The following is a 15,701-nucleotide window of genomic DNA, read 5'->3' on the forward strand; positions in this document are numbered from 1 at the left end:
AAATTGATGAAAAAAAATATTTGTGTTTTTTGTGGTGCTGGTGAAGGAAATCGTCCAGAATATCGTACTCATGCTGAACAATTAGGTAAAATGTTAGCTGAGCAACACAGGAGTCTAATCTATGGTGGTGGTAATAAAGGCTTAATGGGGATTATTGCTAATGCAGTCTTGGCTCATGGAGGCGAAGTAATTGGCATTATCCCGGAACGCTTAGTTAAAGCCGAAACAGCTCACCACGGAATCACTCGTTTAGAAGTGGTGGATAATATGCATCAGCGCAAAGCAAGACTCTCTGAGCTTGCTGATGGTTTTATTGCTATGCCAGGCGGAACAGGTACGCTAGAAGAAGTTTTTGAAGTCTGGACGGGAATGCAAATTGGTTATCACGAAAAGCCGGTAGCTTTATTTAATCCGGCTGAATTTTGGCAGCCTATGCTCAATTTTTTACAACATGCTGTGAACGAAGGGTTTGTTCGAGATAGTTTTTATAAAACATTAATCGTTTCGGAAGATCCTCAATTGATATTACAACAAATAGATCACTTTATTCCTAAAGACTTACAGCGTTGGGTAAAAAAATAATACATTGATGATAAAAAACGCCATCATTTGATGGCGTTTTTTATTTATATTATCAATATTAAGCTACGGTTGTAGATTCTGATTCTGGTTTTTTAATAAATGAATATGCCACACCTGCAATAACAGAACCAGCAACAATAGATAACAGGTAGCCGACTACTGGTTTAACCACGCCTGGTATCGCTAAGGCAAATAATCCTCCATGTGGAGTCATGAGCTGAGAACCAAAGGCTAACGCCATACCTCCAGTGATAGCACCACCAATAATACAACATGGAATAACGCGCAATGGATCACGAGCGGCAAATGGAATTGCCCCTTCGGATATAAAGCATAAACCTAAAACCAATGAAGCTTTACCACTTTCTTGTTCAGTTTTAGCAAATTTTTTGCGTGCAATAAGTGTTGCAATCCCCATTGCTAAAGGTGGAACCATTCCGCCCGCCATAATAGCTGCCATTGGTTCATAAACATGGGTTGGAATTAATGAGGTACCAAAGACGTACGCAGCTTTGTTAATTGGTCCCCCCATATCAGCACACATCATACCACCTAAAATCACACCTAAAATTACGGCATTAGCAGTATTCATAGATTTTAGCCAAACATTTAACGCATTCATTAACCACGCAATAGGGATCCCTGTATATTCCATCGTAAGACCTGCTATTAGGGTTGCTAATAAAGGAATAACCAAAATCGGTTTTAACGCTTCCATACTTTTTGGTAACCGTAGATATCTCGTCATGAGCAAAACCAAATATCCGGCAAAATAACCAATAAAAATACCACCTAAAAACCCAGCCTTGGTTGACTCAGCTATCATTCCTCCAACAAGTCCAGGAACAAGTCCAGGTCTATCAGCAATAGAAGAAGAAATATACCCAGCTAATAGTGGAATCATAAGACTAAAAGCTATATCGCCAATTTGTTTTAAGTGCGGCTCTCCAACAAGTTCGTTTACTAATACTTCTTTTACTACTTCTACGCCATTTTCTAAGACTTTCACCGTTTTTAATACATCTTTAAATTCACCCAATGCAAATGATAGAGCAATAATCAAACCGCCAGCTACAACCATTGGTAACATGTACGAAATACCCGTTAAAAGGTGTTGATAAAACCCTTTTTTTTCTTTATTAGACTTAGCTACCGAAGCATTAACACTTGTTTGATACACTGTTGCTTCTTCAAATGCTTTATCAAATTCTTGTGCTGTTTTTTTCAGGGCTGGTCCTGTTTTGGTACGATAAAGTTTTTTACCTGTAAATTTGCTTAAGTCGACATCGATATCGCAAGCTGCGATAACTACATCGGCAGAAGCGATTTCTTCTGGTGTTAATTCATTGCCAACACCGACTGAACCACGAGTTTCAACTTTACACCACCACCCCCGTTTTTTAGCTTCTTCTTCAATTGCTTCTGCCGCCATAAAGGTATGTGCAACTCCTGTTGGACAAGCAGTAACAGCAACAATTCTTTTTATACCATTATTTGGCGTTGATGTTGGTGCTACCTTAGCAGATTGTTCATAAACACTAGCTTTACTTTGTGCATCAGTTAAAATCTGTTTTGGATTAGCAAAAAGCTGATTTAAGTCTTCAACAACATAAACTTTTTTACCTACCACTGATTTATCACTAATGGTTCCCGAACCAACAGCAACAATAACATCTGCTGATCCAGCACTATCAACTACGTTTAAATTTAATGCATTTGCCGCTAGAGCTAATTCAGCTTTAGCTAAACGTCCATTAACTGGACCTGCATGACTACCTTCAATAATATATATATTCATGAATACTCCTTATGCAGCAATTATTTCAATTTTTTCTAGCATATTATTTATAGCTTGGCGTTCAGCGATACCCACACCAGCCTGTCCAACCGATAAAGCCGCAACACTAGATGCAAATACTAAAGTGTCTTTAATTGATTGCTCTGTGATTAAACCATATATTAAACCAGCAACCATTGAATCACCGGCACCCACAGTGCTAACTACTTGGCATTTAGGCGGTTTTGCTAACCATGCTTCATTTTTAGTGACCCATAATGCACCTTTACTTCCAAGCGAAATAATGACATTGTCAACGCCACCATTAACTAATTCCATAGCAGCTTTTTTTACTTCATCCAATGTAGATAATTTGCGACCAATCCACATTTCAAGCTCTTTATCATTTGGTTTGATTAACCATGGTTTTGCTTTTAATCCTGCGACCAATGCATCTCGGCTACTATCGAATACAACTTTTGGACAAATCGCTTTAACTTGTTCCATCCAATTTGTAAATTTATCAAGTGATACTCCAGCAGGTAAGCTACCGCTGATAGCAACCATATCAATGTTTTTTAACCATTCAAGAGAGTTTTTTACAAAGTTTTGCCAATTTTGCTCACTAATAGTAAAGCCCGAAAAGTTCAGATCTGTTACTTCACTATTTTCTTCGGTCAATTTGACATTGATACGTGTACGACCTTCAATTGTTTCAAATTTATCAACCACATTTAATGATTTAAATAATAAATTAAATCCATCACGGTTTTCTTTACCTAAAAAACCACCAACGGTTAATTGAACATCTAAATCCGACAAAACTTTAGCAACATTGATGCCTTTACCAGCAGCAAGTAACGCATTAGTTTGAACTAAATTAACATCACCAAGCTCCACTTTTGGGCAAAAACCTAAAAGGTCATAAGCAGGATTTAATGTGATTGTTGCAATACGATAAGTCATTTAAACACCCTCACCTAAACCGCTTTCAATCGCTTTTCCAATTGCTTCAAGCGCTTGTTCGGCATCGTCGCCAACGGCGGTAAATTGTAATCGACTGCCTTTTTTGGCACCTAGTGCAACAATTTTCATTAAGCTCGTTGCACTTACTGGTTCACCTTTACCGTCTAAATTAGCAACAGTCACTTTGCAGTTAAATTCTTTAACGAGTTTAACTAAAACCGACGATGGCCGAGTATGTAAGCCATTTTCGTTAGGAACAATAAATTCACAAGTGAGCCCGTCGTTATTTGAGCTTGTCTGTGGTGCAGAATTTGAGGCTGATACCTGCTGCTCAGAAAGCAACAAATTAATGATTTTATCAGCATTGGCTGATACTAGTTGGTCTAGTTTTTGATTGTAAACTAAAGAGGCAATATTACTGACAACGTCAGAAACAGCATCATCAACAACAGACATTGTGATAAGTAATTTAACCGGATTTCCAATTTCGTTTAGATTGCTAGTTGTACGGCTAATGGCAATGGCATTTTTTATATTGCCATTTTTGCTATCATTTAACCAAACACCGCTTCCAAGGTAATTTGGCTTGCTGTCTAACACGTCAGCAATAAAAGTTGCATTTACCGCATTTTGTTGTTTTAAACGCGAGGCATTCAATGCCTGCAGCATAGCTAAACTATCCGCGGGGATATCAAGTAGTAATGTTGACGAGTCAATAGTAAATTGGCTGTCTTGAGCACTTGCTTTGCCAGTTAAAATAGCAATGGCTTCATCGGTAGTTTTGATCTTTTTAATTCGTTCTTCAACACCATCTGCACTAAGTATGTGGGTTAATTGTCGAAGCAATTCTAAATGTTCATCAGAACTGGCAGCAATACCGATTGCAAGATAGGCTTTTTCCCCTTCATCTCCCCATTCAACACCATTCGGGAAGCAAAAAACTTGCACCCCTGTTTTTTTGACTAAATGGCGAGTTTTGGTTGTGCCATGAGGAATAGCAATGCCTATACCCAGATAGGTAGCAGCTTGCGATTCTCGTTCAAGCATTCCGTCGACATAACCTTGTTCAACAAATCCTGCACTAGTTAAGGTTGCAGCAATTTTTTTTATCGCTTCAGTTTTATTAGTGGCTTGTTCATTTAAATGAATATTCTCTTTAACTAAATGAAACATATCATAAATACCTCAGGGTTAAATGTAGGCCGATTTAAAAATTCACACAAAAGCAAATCCTTTAATTAACCTTATTGAATCGTTTCAGCAATAATGAATTGATTAACATTAATTATCCAATAAATTATATCTATTAATAATTTATTTGTGATCTGGATCTTGTTTTTATTTAAACTATTTTAAAATAAATAATAAAATTGTTATTTATCAATTTATTCACGACCCAAACTACCCCGATAAATTAAGCGTCTTGGGATTATTGTGGTACCAGATTGATAGTTTTGATTATGCAAATAATTTAAAAATAGTTTTATTGTGACACTAGCAACTTCTTTATGATCTTGTGAAAGTGATATTACTTTACATGGCAAAAAATCTAACAATTCATTATCACCAAAAGTAGCAATTGTTAAAGTTTCGGGCAAACGTCCAAATTTTCTTAAAATTGCATCAATGGTTCCTTGTAATAAAGAAAAAGAAGTCGTAAAAATACCATTAGGCATTGCATGGCTTTCTAGCCATTGACTAAAGGCAAAATCAGCATCGTGACGACTATAATTATTTGCATATAAAAAATCAACTTTATTGCAATGATTAAGTTTAATATCGTTAAAACCATCTAGACGAAGTTGACTAACAGATAAATTGGGTAATGCCCCGATATATACGACAGAATCTTGTACAAAGTTATTAAATGCTTGAGCTAGCGATTTTGAGTCTTGTTTGTCTGCACCAACAATGTTTCTAAATTTCGATGTAGACAATATCCTATCTAGCGCAAATAAAGGGATTTTTTCGTTTTGCCAGTCATCATAAAAAAGACAATCTTGATTAGAAACGAATGACGATGAAATCAGTAATGCGTCGACACGACGTTGTTGAAGATGCTTGACACATTCTTTTTCGATTTGTGGGTTATCTTTTGAACATGCCAATAATAATTGATATCCCTCTTTTCTGGCTAATTGTTCTAAATAATTGGCGATGCGAGTGTAACTGTTGTTTTCTAAATCGGGAATAATGATGCCGATAGTTCGTGTTTTACCAGCTCTAAGCCCTGCTGCAACTGCATTAGGTCGGTAATTATACTGTTTGACCACTGCCATCACTTTTTCGATTGTCTTGTCACTAACGCGGTACTTTTTGGCTTTTCCATTAACAACATAACTTGCAGTTGTCCTTGAAACACCAGCTAAAAGTGCGATTTGTTCTAATTTCATAGCGCTATCCCAACTAAAATATAGTTAGTTATTTAACCTGAATCAAAATAATTTGTAAATAATAATTATAATTTTACTCAATAAGTTAGCTTGACTTCATGTTTTATAACAAAGCCTAAAGATAAAAATGATTAATCTCAAAAAATTAAATTTAGTTAATATCTAAATTTTATCCATAATGATAAACATATTAATCATTAGTAATAAATAGCAATATTTTGATCATAAATATTTTCAATTTTGACCGGTGTATCAAATATATCTTGTAAAATAGCAGCATCCATAATCTGTTGTGGGTTACCTTGATATACCAGTTCGCCATTTTTCATGGCTAAAATGTGGTCTGAATAGACAGATGCAAAGTTGATATCATGAATAACGATCACAATTGTTTTACCTAGTTCATCGGCAGCACGGCGCAATTGCTTCATCATTGCGACAGCATGTTTCATATCGAGGTTATTAAGTGGTTCGTCAAGTAATACATATTCCGTATCTTGGCATAGCACCATGGCAACATAAGCACGTTGCCTTTGCCCGCCAGAAAGCTCATCTAAAAAGCGATCTTTATATTGCGTAAGTTCTAAAAACTCAAGAGCTCGGTGGATATATTCATAATCATCAGCAGTTAAGTGCCCTTTGCTATAAGGATAACGCCCAAATCCAACTAATTCAAAAACAGTCAATCTGCTGGTAAAACGATTTTCTTGCCTTAATACGGATAAATAGGTGGCCAACTTATCGCTTGGCGTGTTCACAACATCCATATTTTGAATTTTAACTTGTCCTTCATCAGCAAGTAAAAGTCGACTTATGATCGATAATAATGTCGATTTACCTGCTCCATTTGGACCAATGATGGCAGTAATACCGCCTTTTGAGATTGTCGCGTTGACGTTTTTTAATACAGGTATTGTTTGATAGTTTTTACTAATATTATCAATTTCTATCACATCGGCACCTTTTTTAATAATAAGAAGATAAACAATGAACCGCCAATAAATTCAATCACAATAGACAATGCACCAACCATATTTAATATCCGCTCTAAAAACATCTGCCCACCAACAAGAAAAATAACACCTAATAAAAAAGCAGTAGGAAGTAAAAAACGATGTTGGCTTGATCCACTAACACTATAAGCTAAATTAGCAATTAAAAGCCCTAAGAAAGTAAAAGGCCCAACTAATGCCGTCGATATTGAAACTAAAACAGAGACTAACAATAAAATAATCGTAATACTTTTTTGGTAATCAATACCTAAATTTACCGCATTATCACGCCCTAAAGCCAAAACATCAAACTGATATCGCATTCGCCATAAAAACAAACCGATGATAACAACAAGCACTAATGAAAAGACGATTAATATCGGCTCAGCACGAGTAAAGGTTGCAAAAATGCGGCTTTGCAATATCGCAAACTCGGACGGTGTCATTAAACGCTGTAATAGATTAGATAAACTGCGGAATAATGTTCCTAAAATGATACCGATTAATAATACCAGATGTAAATTTTGCTTGAGCTTAGTAAATAATCCTCGGTACAAAAATAGTGAAAATAAAACTAATAAAAGTGATTCAAAAATGAATCTACCAATCATACCAATATAAGGAATACCTTGTGTATCAATAAAAAAGATCACAATAGTTTGTATTAATACAAATAGCGATTCGAATCCCATAATAGAGGGAGTTAATATTCGGTTGTTGGTGACAGTTTGAAAAAGTAATGTTGATGTTGCTGCCGAAAAAGCTACTAAAATCATTGTCAGCATAATCCAAGTTCGATGCATCAAAATGTAGCCAATATTACCTTTAAGTCCTATCGTCATAAAACAAGTAATACAAATTAACGCAATAATAAATAACCCAAAGACTCTTTTTTGACTTGAAAGATAACGTTTTTGATTAATTAACATGGCGTTTTCGACTCAATAATATTAAAAAAATAATAGCGCCGACTACGCCAAGAATAACACTCACAGGGATTTCAAAAGGATAGCGAATTATCCGTCCAATGATATCGCAAATTAAAACCAGCCCACTACCAAATAAACAGATCCATGGAATGGTTTTACGAACATTGTCACCAAATAATAAGCTAATAATATTTGGTACAATTAGTCCAAGAAAGGGTAAAACACCGACAACAACAACGACAATACCACCGATTAATGCAATAACAATAAGCCCAGTCAACATGACTCGACGATAATTAAGCCCAACATTGATCGAAAAATCTCGACCTAAGCCAACAACGGTAAATTGATCTGCACTCCAACAAGCAACTATCGTTAATCCGCCAACTAGCCATAATAATTCATAACGACCTTGCAAAATACCAGAAAAATCACCGGATTCCCACCCACCTAGTGATTGTAGCAAATCAAAATACATAGCAAAAAATGTAGTAACTGCGCTAATAACGGCTCCAAACATAATACCAACAAGAGGCACCATAAGTGCTGATTTAAAAATGATTTTACGAGAAATCATCATAAAAACCATCGTACCGACCATAGCAAATAAGCTGGCAACGGTCATTTTAGTCATGACACTTGCGCTAGGAGCTAACACCATCATAATTAATAAGCCAAGACTTGCTGATTGTGTTGTGCCAACTAAAGAGGGTTCAACAAATCGATTTTGGGTTAACAGTTGCATTATTAACCCAGCAACACTCATGGCACTACCTGCTAATAATAAAGCAACCGTTCTAGGTACACGGCTAACAAAGAAAATTTCGCGCATGTTGCTATCAGACCATAAGTCCAATAGCGTCACATTCCCAGCACCGATAAACAAACTTATTGCAGTCATGATCAATAAAATGAAAATACCTGCAATAAAATAAAAAGATTTAATCATGCTTTACATTAATGGGCTGGTTCAGTTTGCAAAGCGACATCTATTTGATCCATTAAATGACTATAAGTTTGAATACCGCCAGAAATATAGATCGATGTTGAATCTAAATAAACAATATGATTGTGCTGCCATGCTGAGGTTTTTTTAATTAACTCATTATTCAATACTTGCTGTGCTGATTGTGCCTCTTTATTACCAATTGCATTATCTCTATCTAAAACAAATAACCATTCTGGATTAACACTTAAGATAAATTCTGAAGTAACAGCATTACCGTGACGGCCTGCTTCTTGGAAAGTTGTTGCTGGTTTGAATCCTAATACATCAAATACAAAACCAAAACGAGATTTTTCACTATAAGCAGACATTTTTCCACCATTAACCATGATAACTAATGCACTTCCTGCTGTGCTTGTTTTTTGTTTTAGCTGTTCTATTTTTTGATTAAAATCAGTCAATAACTTATCAGCTTCATTTTGCTTATGAAAAATATCACCTAATTGTCGGGTTCTTTGAGTTATGCTTCCTAAAAAATTATTGTAATCAATATCTAACGAAATTGTTGGAGCAATATCATTTAATTTATTATAGGCATCATTGGCTCGACCGCCAGCAATAATAATATCAGGCTGAATTGAACTTAAAACTTCATAATTTGGTTCAAATAAAGTACCCACATTAGTATATTCTTTACTGTCATATTTGGATAAGAAAGTTGGGTAATGTACATCTGATTGAGGCACTGCTGTAACTGGAATATTTAATGCATCCATAATATCAAGCGTTGCAGTATTAAAAACAACAACTTTTTTAGGGTTGTCAGGTACTTCAGTTTTGCCTTGAGAATGTTCAATGGTAACCGTTTTTACAGATGGTTGCTGTTCTTTTTTATTGTCACATCCAACTAAAACAAGTAAGACCGTAAGTAAAATTACTAATTTCGCTTTAATATATGAATACATTATAACTCCTAATTATCAGCCTGAATAAAAATCCAAAAATGATAATTATAATAATTATCATTTACGTTAAGATTGTAACTAAAAAAGATATAAGGTTCAATGAACTTTAAGCGTTTAAAATCATAATATGCAATAAAGGACAGGCTAAATAGAAGTAAAACGATAATAAATAGAATAAAAAAAGCTACCGATTTATTCGGTAGCATAGTGAATATTAATAGTTAAAACTCCTGATTTAGAGAAATTGATAAATCTTTAAGCTTACGAGTTAATGTATTGCGCCCCCATCCTAATAGATGAGCGGCATCTTGTTTGTGACCTCGAGTAAAATTGAGTGCACTCTTTAATAAGATACATTCAACATCGTGTATCACTTCAGTTAAAATGCCAGTTTGACCATTTGTGAGTGCTTGTTTTGCCCATTGTTCTAGTAACAGTTTCCAGTCTGTTTGTTGTTGTGGCAAGTGACTAGCAGGCAATGTAATATGTTCATTATTGTCAATCGTTTTAGTTGTTGATAACTGCAACAACTCTGGCGGTAACTCTTGAACAAAAACCTCTTTATTTGAAGACATTACTGTAATCCAACGACAGGTGTTTTCAAGTTGTCGGACATTACCAGGCCAGTTAAATTGGCACAAGACATCTAATGCTTCTGGGCTTAGTATTTTGCTTTCTACCCCAAGCTCCTTTGCCGTTGTGTGTAAAAAATGTTCAGCAAGTTTTGGAATATCTTGTGCTCTATCGCGTAAAGGTGGAAGTAATATACGAATCACATTTAAACGATGAAACAAGTCTTCTCTAAATTTTCCTTCCCTGACTCTTGCATCCAAATCTTGATGTGTAGCAGCAATAATACGCACGTCAACTTTAACGGGCGAATAACCACCAATACGATAAAACTGCCCATCAGCAAGCACCCTTAATAACCGAGTTTGAACATCAAGCGGCATATCACCAATTTCGTCTAAAAATAAAGTCCCCCCATTAGCCTGTTCAAAGCGTCCATGTCTAATTTGAGCAGCACCTGTAAATGCACCTTTTTCATGCCCAAAAAGCTCAGACTCAATCAAATCTTTAGGAATAGCCGCCATATTCAATGCAATAAAAGGGGATTGTGAACGTGGGCTGTGAGTGTGTAGTGCTTTTGCAACTAATTCTTTACCTGTTCCTGATTCGCCATTAATTAATACACTAATTGATGATTTAGATAATCGACCAATAATACGAAAGACCTCTTGCATTGAAGGAGCTTCACCAATAATACCTGTTGATGCTTTTGCTGTTGTATTATTGCTGGTTTTGTTACTTTGAGTTTGCAAAATTGCACGCTCAACCAGTTGTATAACTTCGTCCACATCAAAGGGTTTTGGGATATAATCGTAAGCACCTTTTTGATAGGCATTTACTGCTGCATCAAGATCCGAATGTGCAGTCATAATAATAACAGGTAAATGAGGCAATTTTTCTTTAACATAGTGGAGCAATGTCAAACCATCAATCCCCGGCATTTTGATATCTGAGATTAATACCGCTGGTTTTTCAGCATAAGTAATCAAAGCGTCCATCACATCTTGACCAGTTGAAAAGCTGACACAGTTGAAATGAGCATGAGTTAATGCTTTTTCTAATACCCAACGAATTGAACTATCGTCATCAACAATCCAAACATTCATATTAACTTACCTCACTGCTTAATTGGCAAATAGACAGAAAACACTGTATGCCCAGGCCAACTATTAAATTCGATTTTACCGCAATGTTGATCAACAATATTATGAGCAATCGAAAGACCAATACCCGTACCATCTTTATATCCACTAACCATAGGGTAAAATAAAGTGTCTTGAATATGAACTGGCACACCCGGTCCTGTATCTTCAATATCAATACGAGCGCATAACCGGTAACGTTGTCCATGTAAAGTAACCTGAAAAGCCGTTCTTGTCTTAATAGTAATAGTGCCAGTATTCGAACCAATGGCCTGCAAAGCATTGCGAACAATATTCAAAATTACTTGTTCTATTTGTTCTGAATCATGGATAAAATCAGGTAAGCTTGGATCATAATCGCGTAAAATTTCAATATTGACAGGCTTTTCCAAACACAGCAAAGCATAGATACGCTCTATTGCTTGATAGATGCTTTGTTCTTTTTGTTGCAAGCGTTGTTGCGGACCTAATAATCTATCTACAAGATTACGTAATCTATCTGCTTGTTCAATAATGATTTTTGTATAATCTTGCAATTCATTTTTAGGTAACTCTCGTGATAATAACTGAGCTGCACCTCTGAGCCCACCTAATGGGTTTTTAATTTCATGAGCAAGTCCTCGAACTAATTCACGAGCGGCACTTTGTTGAGCGTGTTGTAATTGTTCTTGGCTAAGGCGTTTATGATTATTTAACGGCGCCATTTCAATCAAAATCCGACCATTAACTAACAGCTGAGCTGTCAGCGATAAAATATGTAATTCATTATTAATAACTAAATTAACTTCATTATCTGTAAAACCTTGATTTTGAGCTAATGCACTGAGCATCAAATCAATATCTAACGAGAAATACCCTAATAAATCAGGAAAGTAACTTTCTAATAGTTTTTTAGAACTTTGTGCTAGTAACTGCTGTGCTGCAGTATTGGCATAGAGAATACTGAGCTTTGTATCAAGTAATAAAATACTTGTAATCATAGAATCAAGAACAAGATTAGCATCAGATTCATTATTAAATGTCATCGTTGGATTTCCGTCCTGATTAGAAACCACCGCTAACAAGCGGTGGGTAACACACTAAGTTATATAAAAAATAATTTATAAGCTATAGTACAACTCAAATTCAACTGGATGTGGCGTCATACGTACACGATCAACATCTTGACGTTTTAAATCAATATATGCATCAATAGTATCATTAGTAAAGACATTACCACGTGTTAAGAATTCACGATCTGCATCTAATGCATTAAGTGCCTCTTCAAGCGAACCTGCGACTTGAGGAATTAATTTAGATTCCTCTGGTGGTAAATCGTATAAGTTTTTATCCATCGCATCGCCAGGGTGAATTTTATTAATAATACCATCTAAACCAGCCATTAACTGCGCAGCAAATGATAAGTATGGATTACCGGCTGGATCAGGGAAGCGAACCTCAATACGACGCGCTTTAGGGCTAGTCACAACAGGAATACGAATTGATGCAGAACGGTTACGAGCAGAATATGCAAGCATAACTGGCGCTTCATAGCCCGGAACCAGACGTTTATAAGAGTTAGTTGCAGGGTTAGTAAAAGCATTGAGGGCTTTTGCATGTTTGATAATACCACCAATATAGAATAATGCCATTTCTGAAAGACCCGCATATTTATCCCCAGCGAATAAATTTACGCCATCTTTCGCTAATGATTGGTGACAGTGCATACCAGAACCATTATCACCAAACATTGGTTTTGGCATAAATGTCGCTGTTTTACCATAAGCGTGTGCCACATTTTGTACGACATATTTATAGATTTGCACTTCATCAGCTTTTTTAGTTAGCGTATTAAAGCGACAGGCTATTTCGTTTTGCCCCGCAGTAGCAACTTCATGATGGTGGGCTTCAACCACTAAGCCAAGTTGCTCCATAATTAAACACATTTCAGAACGGATATCTTGCGAGGAATCAACGGGTGGAAGTGGAAAATATCCACCTTTTACGCCAGGACGATGCGCTTTATTACCTTCTTCATATTTTGTACCAGAATTCCAAGCCGCTTCAATATCATCAATATGCACAAAACTACCGGACATTGGCGAACCAAAGCGGACATCATCAAATAAGAAAAATTCTGGTTCAGGCCCAAAAATCACAGTATCAGCAATACCTGATGATTTTAGATACTCTTCGGCACGTTTAGCGATTGAACGAGGGTCACGATCATACCCTTGTAAAGTTGCTGGCTCTAATACATCACAACGAAGGTTTAACGTTGTATCTTCAAAAAATGGATCGATTACGGCTGTTGAAGCGTCAGGCATTAGCACCATATCTGACTCATTAATCCCTTTCCACCCAGCAATCGATGAACCGTCGAACATTTTACCATCTTCAAAAAAATCAGCATCGATTTGACTGACAGGTATTGTTACGTGTTGTTCTTTACCTTTAGTATCAGTAAAGCGCAAATCAACAAACTTAACATCGTTTTCTTTAATTAGTGTTAAAACTTTTTGTGTAGACATGTATCTTCTCCATTAAGGACAAATAATAATTGTTCAGTTTTTAAGGCATTTTTGCCAAACTGTCATAACCTATGCAAATATAATGCCAATTTTTCAACGGTGCATTCATGAAGCAAGTATCACAAATAGTAACATAGATCTTAATGTTGCACCATAATGGTTAGATAAGCACCAACTTAATGCACCAAAATAATTCATCATACTTTCACAGTCATTTAATCGTCTAAATCGACAATATTTACACTTGAATTGATAGTAAATTACCACGCTGCAGATCACTTGCCGAATAATACTCCCAAAACTACACTGGAGATCTATCACCAGAGACAATTAAGTAAAATGTTACCTTATCCCAATCATGTCCAATGGTTTCTTCTGAAACCAATACAACATAATAGTACATATTATCTTTTGGATTAATTATCGTTACATTCTGACCGCCCATTTCCCAATGGCAACAAACCAACTTTAGTTCAGTCATTCCCATTTTCTGAGTTAAATACTCTTGAGCTTGTTTTGCATCTTTCCCTTCTATTTTATAAATGGCTTCAATCGATCTTGTTTGCCCATAATCATCAACATCACAACGTTCATATTGAAAATAATCCGGTGCAGCATCATCAAATTCACGTAAAAAATCACGGCAAGTCAAATCTGGATCATAACTCGAAGGTTCAATAAGTGAAGCATGTTTTTCACCACTAACTTGCTTTAAAACTACATTGTAATTACCATTAGCCATCACAGACGAAACAGAAAAAAATAACAAAAATAGTAAGATAGGCACTCTAAATTGCATCAAAATTTTTCCTTATATCCAACATATTTTATAACCTTTTAAAACAAAACCATTCACTATAAAGCAATTTTTCAATTATTGGCACTATATTTCATTACGCAATATCGTTATAATCTCACCTTAAAACTGAAAAAAATTAGGTAATCATACAAGTATGGAATTTATTACACTCGAAATTATACCTTTTATAAAAAATCATCTTTTGCTTTCATTAGGTTGGATCGTTTTATTTATTGCAATCATTGTATTAACAATTAAAAGTAAATTATCTAAGGTTCAAATTATAAATAATGTGCAAGCTATTCATATGATCAACAAACAAAACGCGGTTATTATTGATATTCGATCTGCTGATAGTTTTAAAAAAGGTCATGTTACTGAATCTTATAATATTTTACCGATAGACATAAAAAACGAGAGTGCAAAATCAATTGAAAAATTTAAAGAAATCCCCATCATTTTAATTGATGAAAATGGTCTATCATCCGTTGGCATTGGTGAGTCACTGGTCAAACAAGGTTTTTTACATGTGCATGCTTTAAAAGATGGCATTGCAGGATGGAATGGCGAAAATTTACCATTAGTTAGAAAATAATATAATTTTAAAATAAGGCTTTATCATGACAGAACAAAACAATACACAACAACCTGAAACACAGTTTGCTATTCAACGTATTTATACTAAAGATGTTTCATTTGAAACTAATAATGTTCCTGAAATTTTTACAAAACAATGGCAACCAGAATTAAATATTGAATTAAATTCATCTTCACAAGGGTTAAGTGAAAATGTGTATGAAGTTGCGCTTCGCGTTACTGTAACAGTAAAACAACAAGACGAAGTAGTATATATTTGTGAAGTGACTCAAGCGGGTATTTTTTCACTTATCGGATTCGATGAAGGTCAAATTCAACATTGTGTTGGTGCCTATTGTCCAAACATCTTATTCCCTTACGCACGTGAGGTCATTTCGAGTTTAGTCAATAAAGGGACATTTCCTCAAATAAATTTAGAGCCAGTAAATTTTGAAGCATTATTTATTAATTATCTTCAACAACAGCAACAACAAGCCAAATCTACTGAAACATTACAATAATAATTATTATATTTTATTTAATTAACGATAAGT

The 15,701-nt window shown here is 35.4% G+C and carries 15 protein-coding genes; 3 read left to right on the forward strand and 12 right to left on the reverse strand.

Annotated features, from left to right (window positions below):
- The first annotated feature begins 6 nt into the window (after positions 1-6).
- A complete protein-coding gene (locus GQ598_RS01450) occupies positions 7-582 on the forward strand; it encodes a TIGR00730 family Rossman fold protein (protein WP_160402024.1) in 576 nt (191 codons plus the stop codon).
- 58 nt (positions 583-640) lie between these two features.
- On the opposite strand, the gene GQ598_RS01455 is transcribed toward GQ598_RS01450, so the two are convergent.
- The 12 genes from GQ598_RS01455 to GQ598_RS01510 all read right to left on the reverse strand — a co-directional run bounded on the left by GQ598_RS01455 (position 641) and on the right by GQ598_RS01510 (position 14,571).
- Positions 641-2,380, reverse strand: a complete 1,740-nt coding sequence (locus tag GQ598_RS01455; protein ID WP_160402025.1) for a fructose-specific PTS transporter subunit EIIC — start codon at positions 2,378-2,380, stop codon at positions 641-643.
- A 9-nt stretch (positions 2,381-2,389) separates the two neighbouring features.
- On the reverse strand, positions 2,390-3,325 hold the full coding sequence (gene fruK / locus GQ598_RS01460; RefSeq protein ID WP_160402026.1) for a 1-phosphofructokinase: 936 nt from the start codon (positions 3,323-3,325) through the stop codon (positions 2,390-2,392).
- Positions 3,326-4,498, reverse strand: coding sequence for a fused PTS fructose transporter subunit IIA/HPr protein (fruB, locus tag GQ598_RS01465; protein WP_160402027.1), 1,173 nt, complete (start codon positions 4,496-4,498; stop codon positions 3,326-3,328).
- A 212-nt stretch (positions 4,499-4,710) separates the two neighbouring features.
- Positions 4,711-5,718 (reverse strand): catabolite repressor/activator, encoded by a 1,008-nt coding sequence (cra, locus tag GQ598_RS01470; protein WP_160402028.1) that lies wholly within the window; start codon positions 5,716-5,718, stop codon positions 4,711-4,713.
- A gap of 197 nt (positions 5,719-5,915) precedes the next feature.
- On the reverse strand, positions 5,916-6,671 hold the full coding sequence (locus GQ598_RS01475) for an ATP-binding cassette domain-containing protein (RefSeq protein ID WP_160402029.1): 756 nt from the start codon (positions 6,669-6,671) through the stop codon (positions 5,916-5,918).
- A complete protein-coding gene (locus GQ598_RS01480) occupies positions 6,668-7,639 on the reverse strand; it encodes an iron chelate uptake ABC transporter family permease subunit (protein WP_160402030.1) in 972 nt (323 codons plus the stop codon). Before GQ598_RS01480 ends, GQ598_RS01475 begins: the two co-directional genes overlap by 4 nt.
- The gene (locus tag GQ598_RS01485; RefSeq protein WP_160402062.1) at positions 7,629-8,585 is read right to left on the reverse strand and encodes an ABC transporter permease; all 957 of its coding nucleotides are present in this window, start codon (positions 8,583-8,585) and stop codon (positions 7,629-7,631) included. The genes GQ598_RS01480 and GQ598_RS01485 overlap by 11 nt, the downstream gene beginning before the upstream one ends.
- An 11-nt stretch (positions 8,586-8,596) precedes the next feature.
- Entirely contained in the window at positions 8,597-9,538 is a 942-nt protein-coding gene (locus GQ598_RS01490; protein WP_370516512.1) for a siderophore ABC transporter substrate-binding protein, read from the reverse strand.
- 233 nt (positions 9,539-9,771) lie between these two features.
- The gene (gene glnG, locus GQ598_RS01495) at positions 9,772-11,226 is read right to left on the reverse strand and encodes a nitrogen regulation protein NR(I) (protein ID WP_160402032.1); all 1,455 of its coding nucleotides are present in this window, start codon (positions 11,224-11,226) and stop codon (positions 9,772-9,774) included.
- An 11-nt stretch (positions 11,227-11,237) separates the two neighbouring features.
- Complete coding sequence (glnL, locus tag GQ598_RS01500) at positions 11,238-12,287, reverse strand: nitrogen regulation protein NR(II) (RefSeq protein ID WP_160402033.1); 1,050 nt, start codon at positions 12,285-12,287, stop codon at positions 11,238-11,240.
- Between the two features lie 75 nt (positions 12,288-12,362).
- On the reverse strand, positions 12,363-13,772 hold the full coding sequence (gene glnA / locus GQ598_RS01505; RefSeq protein WP_160402034.1) for a glutamate--ammonia ligase: 1,410 nt from the start codon (positions 13,770-13,772) through the stop codon (positions 12,363-12,365).
- A gap of 301 nt (positions 13,773-14,073) precedes the next feature.
- Positions 14,074-14,571, reverse strand: coding sequence for a DUF4952 domain-containing protein (locus GQ598_RS01510; protein WP_237410293.1), 498 nt, complete (start codon positions 14,569-14,571; stop codon positions 14,074-14,076).
- A gap of 154 nt (positions 14,572-14,725) precedes the next feature.
- Between GQ598_RS01510 and GQ598_RS01515 the strand changes: the two genes are divergently transcribed.
- Together GQ598_RS01515 and secB are read left to right on the forward strand one after the other, a co-directional pair.
- The gene (locus GQ598_RS01515; RefSeq protein WP_160402036.1) at positions 14,726-15,166 is read left to right on the forward strand and encodes a rhodanese-like domain-containing protein; all 441 of its coding nucleotides are present in this window, start codon (positions 14,726-14,728) and stop codon (positions 15,164-15,166) included.
- 25 nt (positions 15,167-15,191) lie between these two features.
- Positions 15,192-15,668 (forward strand): protein-export chaperone SecB, encoded by a 477-nt coding sequence (gene secB / locus GQ598_RS01520; protein ID WP_091348870.1) that lies wholly within the window; start codon positions 15,192-15,194, stop codon positions 15,666-15,668.
- Positions 15,669-15,701: the final 33 nt, after the last annotated feature.

The organism is Gilliamella sp. Pas-s95 (genome assembly GCF_009795795.1).
In the GTDB taxonomy this organism is placed as follows: Bacteria; Pseudomonadota; Gammaproteobacteria; order Enterobacterales; family Orbaceae; genus Gilliamella; species Gilliamella bombicola.